Source organism: Mycoplasmopsis agassizii, assembly GCF_002272945.1.
In the GTDB taxonomy this organism is placed as follows: Bacteria; Bacillota_I; Bacilli_A; order Mycoplasmatales; family Metamycoplasmataceae; genus Mycoplasmopsis_B; species Mycoplasmopsis_B agassizii.
The window spans coordinates 241,965-251,848 of record NZ_NQMN01000001.1; the positions used below are offsets into that span (position 1 = coordinate 241,965).

Sequence of the window (9,884 nt, forward strand, 5' to 3'; positions counted from 1 at the left end):
TTGTTAATCGTTATCCTTATCGCTTCAGAAAGAATTACTTCTTTTTTTATAAGGTCTAGCTTCTTCTCTACCTTTTTCTTCACGTTTAAAGCGATTATCAGCGTATTTATTTTTATCGCCATATGTTTTTCTGTTTTGATAAGAATTGTCGCTAAAACGGGGCTTATATTCATTATTAAAGCCATTATCAAAAGAACTAGTTCTTGTATAACTATCACGCACTGGTGCTTTATCGAAAGTACTTGTTCGATTAAATGAAGATCGTGGCGAACTTACATTATTATTGTAAGTTGGTCTTGGTGAATAAGGCTCACGTTTTTCATAAGTTCGTGGTCTTTCTTGATCACTTCTTCCATAGTTTGAACGTGGTCTATCATCATTATTTCTGTATGAATTATATTGATTAGGTTCACGATTAAAACTTCTAGGTTTATCACCATAATTATTATTTCTATAACCATTTTCTCTAGGTGTTGAATAGTTATTACGGCTTTCTCTAGGTTGATACGAATCATTAGTACGAGGTCGATAATCTGGATTAAAACTGCGAGTTTGTTGTCCATAGCGATCATTAGAATAATTATTTCTGCTAGGTCGTTCACTGCGGTCATTTCTTTCAAAACGGCGATTGTCGCTTGAATGATTATTTGCATAAGGTCTTCTTGAATCAGAATTAAAACGTGGTCGTTCTGAATAAGATTCACGGCGAATTCTTTCATCACGTTGCTGATTATCGATTTTTTTGCGATCTAGAAATTTTTGATTCACGCCACCTTTTGAGCGATCGTTAGTACGTTTTTCTTTAAATAAACGTTCTTTTTCTAGATAGGCATCATAGTCTTTTGCTAAAACAGCATCAACTTTCCCTAGTTTTTCATCAACTTTAACAACGATAACTTCAACTATGTCACCAACTTTTAAACTGTTATGATGTCCACTAATTTGTAATTTGTTTTCGTTAACTTTGTATTCATCACCCATTAAGTTTGAAATATGAATCATTGCTGAAACAGTATCTTCAAATTCAACAAATAGTCCAAAATTTAAAATAGAAACGATTTGTGCTCTTAAAGTTACACCAATATTACGTTTATAAAATTCAGCCTTTTTAATATCATTAACAGCACGCTCAATTGTGACTGCATTTTGCTCTTGTTCACTTGATTGTTTTGCGACTGAAGATAAAATTTGGTGAAAATGTTCAACATTTTCCTTATTTTTATCTGTCAAGATCATTCTTCTAATCATGCGATGTAAAATTAAGTCAGGATAACGGCGAATTGGACTTGTAAAGTGGCTATATGCTTTTGAAGCTAGACCAAAATGCCCTCGATTAACATCTGAATAAATCGCTTTTTGCATGGTTCTAAGAATCATTAATTTTAGAAAATTGTCAAAATGACTTTTTTCTTTAATTGATTCAATAACTTTTGCAAGTTGTCTTGGGTCAACGCTTTGAGGCACTGCTACATCAATACCTAAAATTTTTAAAGTTGCTCCAAGATTTTGTAATGAATCAAAATCAGGTGCTTCATGAATTCTAAAAATTCCTGGTAATTTACGTTTTTCAAATTCAGTTGCAACAACTTCATTTGCTAAAACCATGAAGTTTTCAATTAAAACTTCACTTAAACCACGTTTATTAACTTTAATTTCTTTAGTGTAACCTTCATGATCTAAAATTACTTTAGCTTCTTCAATTTCTAATTCGATAAAACCATCACGTAGTTTTTTAGCTTTTAAAACTTCAGATAATGCTAAAGCATCATCAAGCATAGCCATTAATTCATCATTGAATGAAGGTGTTTGTGATTTAAATTCTTCTAAAGTATTTTCTGTTTTAGCTTTGTAATATTCATTCACTTTTTCATAAGTTAAACGATGTTTACTATTAATAACTGATTCAAAAATTTCACTTTTAACTACTTCTCCGTTTTGATCTACTCAAATTTCAGCAGACATAGTGAAACGATCGACATTGGGATTTAGCGAACAAATGCCGTTTGATAAACTTTCGGGTAACATCGGAATTACAGCATGAGGTAAATAAATTGATGTACCCCTTTTTAATGCTTCTAAATCGATTGCACTATCTTCTTTAACATAGTGACTAACATCAGCAATATGCACTCCTAATTTGAATAAATTATCTTCACGTGTGACGATAATTGCATCATCAAAATCTTTAGTGTCATTACCATCGATTGTAACAATTAATTGTTCTCTTAAATCTTTACGATTTTCAATCTCATCAGGATTAATTTCCTTTTCAATTTGGTCGCTTTCAGTAATTACATTTGCTGGTCAAGCAGTATCAACTTGATATTTTTCTAAAATAATATCTACAGGTGAAAGTACTAAATCAGCTTGACTGATTTTTTTAATAAATTTTAATTCTAAACGATCTCGATTAACTGAAGTTACTAATGCTTTAACAATGTCACCGTGGACAATGTCAGCGATAGCATCGACATAGCGGCGATCTCAGAAAATACGGTATGGTCGATATTGAAAATTATAAGGACTGAAGAATTTAATGTTGTTAAATTCTTCAATAGTTCCGATTAAATAAGTTTCTTTTTCTTCAATATTTTTCGTGATGATTGCAAAAGTTTTATTTTCATCTTTTGTATCACGATAAATATTTGCTTCGACAAAATAATCGTCTAAAGCATTATTAAAGTTTTCACGAGCAACGAAATAACTTTCGTTCTCGCTGACATCAACAAAACCAAAGCTTCGTTGTGATAATTTAAAAGTTCCTTGAACTACTTTGATAACTTCTAGATAAACGAATTTATCTTCGAAAGTACGGATGATCTGTTTTTCTTCAACTAGTGATGCTAGTGTGTCAGATACAGCGTGATTTTCACTTATTAAGGTTCTTAGAGATTTAACGATTTCTAAGAAAGTGAATGCCTTTGGTGAGTTGTTAATTAAAAAGTCTAATATTTGATTTCTTAATGTGTTTGATTCTTGTTTCATTGCTTCCTAAATTTTTTTGGTTGTTGTCTTGTTTTTTTAAAAGAAAATTCTAATTACAATGCCTAAAATAATAAAAATTATTCCAGTGATAATCATGGCATATTTAATAAATTTTTTAAAGCCACGTTCTTTTGAGAATTTGAATAATTCTAAGTCTCCTGAACCAACTAAGGCTCCAGAAAAACCATTACTATCTGGCGACATAATTAAAGAAATTACAATAATGATTAAACCTAGTAGTATTAAAATTACTAAAACTGCTGTCATTTTTTTCCTTTTTGATGTTTATTCTTTTAAAATAATAAATAAATGGCATCTTGATAACTGTTTTGATGCTATATAAATATAACCTATTATAGTAAAATAATTACTATATTAGTAATTATAAAATAATAAATATAAATAATTTAAAGAGGCAAATATGCAAGAAGAAACTAAGAAGAAAACAAAATCATTTAACCCTGTAAAAATTGTTAAAAAAGACATTCGTTATGTTGCTTTTGGTGACTCAATTTCTGCAGGTTGAAACGCAAAATTGCCTCAAGATTATCCAGGTAAAATGCTTGGTGAACAATCAAGCCGTTATAAAAAAATTATAGGTCTTTCATATCCTTCATATCTAGCTCGTTTTATTGATGAAATTGATTCAGGAGTTTTACAATCTTTTAATAATTATGGTTTATCGGGATCTACTTTAGAACATTGAAATTTGTTGTTTGAAAAAAAATATGAACAACTAAAAGAAACAAAATTTTATGAACCACTTAAAGAAAACGAAGATGAATTTATTGATAATTTAAAGAAGGCAAATTTAGTTACAATTTCATTAGGAGCAAACGATTTTTTAGAAGAATTATTTGTGTATGATTTATGAACTTTTTTTGATATTAGATTTTCTGATGAAGCACTTAAAAATTTAAAAAGTGTTAAGCAAAAAACAATTGCAAATATTACAAATGGGGTTAAAAGATTAGTTCAAAATATTCGACAAAATAACAAGTCAGTCGTAATTAATTTTATCTCATATCCAATGCCCATGATTCAACTTGTAAATGCTTTAGATAAGAAATTTAAAATTGCTCATCATGTCAGAAATAATTTTTCTGAAGACATGTTGGCTTGATTAAATGGAACATTAAAAAAAGTAATTTCTAAATTAAAAGAAGAAGATGAATCAATAAATTATATTGAAATTTATGACGATGAATTTTGACTTAAAAATAAAAATTTATTAACCTCTGCAACCTTTGATATCCACCCTAATGAATATGGATATAAAAAAATTGCACAAGAAATTATTTCTAAAATTCTTGTTTCTAAAAAAGGAAGGTTAACTAATTCTGAAAATAAAAAATATTTAGAAGCCGATGAAAAAACATTAACTCCTTTTTTACAAATTACAAATCAAATTGATAAAACTAAATTAATAATTTATGGAAACACAAATGATTATTTATTCTTTAAAGATTCATCAATTGAACAATATGAACACCAATTCAATATTGAAAATTTAGTAAATAGAACGGTTTCAGGTAGTGTCTTTTTTAAGACATATATTCCTTCATTATTGCAAAGTATTTTTGCATCAAAATTTATGATTACTTTTGATGATAACAAGATGTTACAATCTTTCATCTTAGAAGGTGATAACATAATTAAATTTTTAAATTCGATAATTAATTATCGTTATTTTAATCATGTATATGTCTTAATTCAAAATCAAATTTATGCAAATATAAGAGAAGATGTTTCTTATACAATTGACTTTAAAGAGCTTTCAAAAACAGTAGCAAATACATTAAGTAATATCGAAAGTTTATCATTATTATTAGAATCATTTGCAAACAGTGAATTAATGAAAACTCCTTCAAATATTTCTAAATTTACGAACATAATTTCAGTTTTAATTTACCAATACATAAATGAAAAAACTGAAATAAAATCTAAATTAATTGAATCATTTAAAAACTGAATTGATATCAAAAACGATAGCGCTAGCTACATTTTTGATGAATTACTTTCATTTGATAATATTTCAGCTGTTATTAAAAACGTAATAAAAACATTAAAAGAAAAAGCAAATAGTGGTAGTGTAAATGATGATGAAGAATTATTTTTTATTTCAGTTATTAAAGAAGCTTTTTTAAAAACTTTCTTTCACTATATCCCATCAATAACTAGAATAATAAAAACAAATGAATTTGTTTTAGAATCGCTTAGTTTTAAAGTTTCAAATTTATTTAATAATTTAGTAATTGACAAAAAATTCATTTCATCAACACAATTATTAATTAAAGAATTAATTAAAGTTTTTGATAATAAAGAAATGATTTTTAATTTTGCAAAATCATTTTTAAATAATATTAATTTTTATGATATATCTTCAAATAATTATTTAGAAATTTTTAAAAAAACATCATCAAATATAGTTAAAGAAAAAAATGTAGTTAGAACAGAATTTATAAATTTTATTTTAGAATGAGTCAAAGACTTTTTTAATAATCAAAAAAATACTGAAATTTTTAATCAGTGAATTGAAGATTTTTTTACTGATGCAAATGTTAGAGGTGGTTTTGTTCACACCTTATTTCAAAAGTATATTTTTGAATCAAAAAATACTTCTAAGTCAATTTCTTTTGGAAGAAGAGCACTTAAATTAAATGAGTCATTAAATAAATTTATAGATGTAATTTTTTTCTCTCTAGCTAAATGTTATACACTAACAAGAATTAAATTTCCTGAGCGCAAATATTATGAAATTAGATCATATAGAAACATGTTTAGAATTAATGCATTATTGCAATTAATTGTTTATGAAAATACACCTGTCAAATCAGTTTATTGAGCAAGAGAAAATTACGGAATTTATTATTTATTGAAACGAAGAATTTCTAGTGCAACTAAAAAAGGAATTACATTTTTTAATAATTATCGAGATACAAACGACATCTTTTTATTGAATGATAACTTAATTGAATCAATGTATGGAAGTCAAGATAAAAATACTAAATTCAAAGAATATTCTAGTGACCAATTATTAATTTATATTTACATGAAAGGTTCATCAGAAAAACCAACAATTGATCGATTTCAACCTGATAAAAATATGTCAGAAGTTTTAATTGATTACATTATTAGGGGTTATTCAAGACAAGATTTAAACACTGAAAAAATTTCTAAAAATGCAATCATTATTAACGAAGTAAGAGAGTTAAAAGATGATGATAAAGTTTACTTATTAAGTAATGAACAAACTAAATCTTTACTAGATGTTTCTGCTTCTGATTATTTATCAAGATGATACAAAAACCATTTACCTAAAAATGTTTTTGTATCTAATTCAATAAATTCTTGAATCGCTGAAGGTGATGATAAAGATATTACTTTTACTTTAAAAGCCAAAAATGGTGCTATTAATATTGCTAATTTAAACTTATTATTTAAAAATTCACCTGATTATTTTAACCAAGAAGCACACGATGCTTTTTATAATGTTAAGTATAAAAGAGAAAATAGTAGTGATTTTATCTATGTAAAAGTAGCAAAAAATAACTTAAGCCAAATCAACAAATATATAACTCAAAAAATCATTTTTAACGATAAAATTACTGAAATAGTAATCACCTTCTTAAAAGATTTACAACCTCGCTATGTTTCAATTGTTTCCTTAACAATTGACATTTTTGCTAGTGCTAGTGACTCAAATACTGAAAATATTTTTCACAAAAAACGACAATTGAAACTATTTTCGCTATAAAAAACTTTTTTGTTTAAAATAGTTTCTGAAAGGATTTACATGAATGTAGAAGTTATTTTAGACAAAAGTTTAAAATCACGAGACCATGCCTTTGATTATTATCAATTGCAGCAGAAAAGTTAAACATCATTGAACAAGGTTCAAAAGAAGAAATCTATCGAGCCTTTATTCATCGTGAAGATGAAACAACTACTGGTCTTGAAGATGGCTTTGCCATCCCTCATGCTCTAAGTAATAAAATTACTAAAAGTGCAATAATTTATCTTAGAGTAAGTGAGGGTCTAGATTGAAAAGCGCTCGATGGCAAAGATAGCCGTTATATTATGGCTTTATTTATCCCTCAAAAAGAGCGCTCAAGTTCTCAAGTTGAAGTCTTATCGAAAATCGCTATTGCGCTTTTAGATAATGATTTTAAAAACTTATTAGTAGATTCAAAAGATCGCCAACAAATTAAAGAAGCGATTTTAAATAGAATCGAAGAAAAACCAAAAACTGAAACTAAAGTCGAAACTTCAGTTTTACCTAATCATCAAGCGCTAAATGTTTTAGCGCTTACAGCTTGTCCTGTAGGTGTGGCTCATACTTATATTGCTGCTGAAAAAATTGAAAATGCAATCAAGGAATTAGGTCATAATGTCAAGGTGGAAACCCATGGATCAGTTGGACCTAAAAATGTTTTTAGCCAAGCAGAAATTGATCAAGCAGATTACATTGTAATCGCTAGTGATATCGGTTTAGATATGAGCCGTTTTGCTAATAAAAAGGTTTATTATACTAACACTAAAGAAGCCATTAAAGATCCTAAAGGATTAGTTGATAAGGCTTTTAAAGAAGCTAAAGTAATTGCTTCTGAAAATAAAAATCAGAGTCAAAATACAGGCTCAAGTGAGAAAAAATCTTACGTAGTTAAACACTTATTAGCAGGGGTATCTTACTTAATCCCCTTCATTATTTTTGGTGGATTATTAATCGCTATTGCCCTTGGACTAGCTAATGCATTATATGGTTCAAGCGCAACACCTGAAGGAACTTTTATTTACTATATTTTCCAAGCAGGGGTAATTGCTTTTAATGTAATGATTGGTGTGCTTGGTGCTTATATTGCCCATTCTATTGGTGGTAGAGCGGCGATAGCACCTGCTATGATAGTCTCGTTAGTTGCTAATAATGCATCCTTATTATTCCCAATCACTGGAACAGCAGTGACAACACCAATGGGGTTCATTGGAGCAATTTTATTCGGGATTTTAATCGGATATTCAACTAAATGAGTTAATTCTTGAACAATTAATAAAAATGTTTCTGCTTTAGTTCCAATTTTTATTATCCCTGTTTTAGTTACCCTATTTTATGCTTTCTTAGCAATCTTTGTGATCGGTGCACCGATAGGTTATGTGATGGACCAAATCAGTATCTTATTAAGAGGCGCTTTTGAAGGTAGTGCATCTTCAGCAATTGCTACAAGGGTCGGTGTAGGAATTGGACTAGGGCTAGTACTTGGAGCCATGATCGGCTTTGACATGGGTGGACCTATTAACAAAATCGCCTTTGTTTTATCAGTTGCTTTATTAAACCAAAATATTCAAAATCCAATGGGAATTGTCGCAGCTGCAATTCCAATTGCACCTATTGGCATGGGAATTGCTAGCCAAGTTTACAGAAAATCATTTGATGCAAATCAACGTGGTTTAGGAATTAGTGCAATTATCATGGGATTTGTTGGGATTTCTGAAGGAGCAATTCCTTTTGCCGTGGCCGATCCTAAACGTGTTTTCCCAGCAAATATCATTGGTTCAGCAGTTGCAGGAGCAATTGCTGGTGCTCTAGGAGTTACTTCAGCCGTAGGTCATGGTGGACCTTGAATTGGAATTGTCGGGGGAATTAGTGGTAATTTCATCGGTGTAGGTAATTCAGGATTGCAATTTGGTTTAGGTATTTTATTCTTCTTTATTGCAATCATCGCTGGTTCAGCAACAACTGTTTTAGTTTATGGTTTATTATTAAAAGTTCTTAAAACTAAAGAAGTTAAAGTTAGTGAAACTAAAGTTTCAAAAATGGCAAATTTTGCAACTTGAAAACATTCAGTTAGAGTTAAAATGGCTAATTCAAAAGTTAATTTAACAATGAAAAAACATAAAAAATTAGTAGCATTTAATTTCTTTATGGTACTCGGAGTAATTACTTTAATCATCGGAATTGTTTTATTAGCCTTGAATTTTTCAGCTGTTATAGAAGCTTTCCAAAATAATATAAATGATGCTACAACAGCAACTTCGATTACAAAAACTAATTGAGGACAAAGTAATATTTATGGATTATTCTTATTATTCTTTGGAATTTTAAACTTAATCTTTGGCTTTATTTACTCATTTACTGCCTTTAATTACCGTATTGGTAAAAAGGCTGTTAAACAAGTTCAACAAGTTTAAAACAACTTAAAAACTACCTATTTCTTGTAAAAGAGAAATAGGTTTTTATTTAAATAAGGTAGAAAATAGTTTTAAATCTTGTTTATTAAGATCTTAAAGGGGCTAAAAAATCGCGCTATTTTTTGCACGATTTTAAAAATCTGTTAATAGTTTGGTGATTAAGAACTTATTTTTTAATGTTTTTGATAGCTTCAAGAAGTTGATCAAAACGGTCATCAATTTTCTTGTTCAATTTTTCGTTTTGTTCTCTAGATTCTTGACGAACTTCTTCAATTTTCTGATTTAGAACTTGATTTTGTTCTCTAGATTCTTGACGAACTTCATCAATTTTTTGATTTAGAACTTGATTTTGTTCTCTAGATTCTTGACGAACTTCATCAATTTTTTGATTCATAGTTGCAACTAATCTAGATTCTAATTCTTGATTTTTATGATCCATCCTTGCAACTAGTCTAGATTCTAATTCTGAATTTTTTTGATCAATGGTATTGATTAACTCATTTTTTAATTCTGAATTTTTCTGGTCAATATATTTTACAATTTTAGGGTCTATTCCTGAATTATCTGCTCCTCCCTTGCCATCGCCACCATCAGTGAAAATTGTTTCGATGTCAGGTTTTTTTAGATCACCTATAATTTGTAAATCATATTTAACACTTGAGGCATCATTAAACTGTGTAAACACACTTTTTGTGATTTGAGCATTGTAATGC

At 28.6% G+C, this 9,884-nt stretch carries 5 protein-coding genes; 2 read left to right on the top strand and 3 right to left on the bottom strand.

Features of this window, described 5'->3' with window-relative positions:
* Positions 1-3: 3 nt before the first annotated feature.
* Both rnr and secG read right to left on the bottom strand, forming a co-directional pair.
* Positions 4-2,985 (bottom strand): ribonuclease R, encoded by a 2,982-nt coding sequence (gene rnr, locus CJF60_RS00885; protein WP_084232562.1) that lies wholly within the window; start codon positions 2,983-2,985, stop codon positions 4-6.
* A 36-nt stretch (positions 2,986-3,021) separates the two neighbouring features.
* Positions 3,022-3,252, bottom strand: coding sequence for a preprotein translocase subunit SecG (gene secG / locus CJF60_RS00890; protein ID WP_084232560.1), 231 nt, complete (start codon positions 3,250-3,252; stop codon positions 3,022-3,024).
* Between the two features lie 154 nt (positions 3,253-3,406).
* On the opposite strand from secG, the gene CJF60_RS00895 reads away from it, so the two are divergent.
* Together CJF60_RS00895 and CJF60_RS00905 are read left to right on the top strand one after the other, a co-directional pair.
* Positions 3,407-6,742 carry an SGNH/GDSL hydrolase family protein gene (locus CJF60_RS00895; RefSeq protein WP_084232558.1) on the top strand — a complete coding sequence of 1,112 codons (3,336 nt, stop codon included), beginning with the start codon at positions 3,407-3,409 and terminating at the stop codon, positions 6,740-6,742.
* A gap of 128 nt (positions 6,743-6,870) precedes the next feature.
* Positions 6,871-9,171: a PTS fructose transporter subunit IIABC gene (locus CJF60_RS00905; RefSeq protein WP_334293357.1), complete on the top strand. Its 2,301-nt coding sequence runs from the start codon at positions 6,871-6,873 to the stop codon at positions 9,169-9,171.
* A 166-nt stretch (positions 9,172-9,337) separates the two neighbouring features.
* Here the strand turns inward: CJF60_RS00905 and CJF60_RS00910 are convergent.
* A partial coding sequence (locus tag CJF60_RS00910) for a hypothetical protein (protein WP_214608174.1) occupies positions 9,338-9,884 on the bottom strand: 547 nt, incomplete at its 5' end.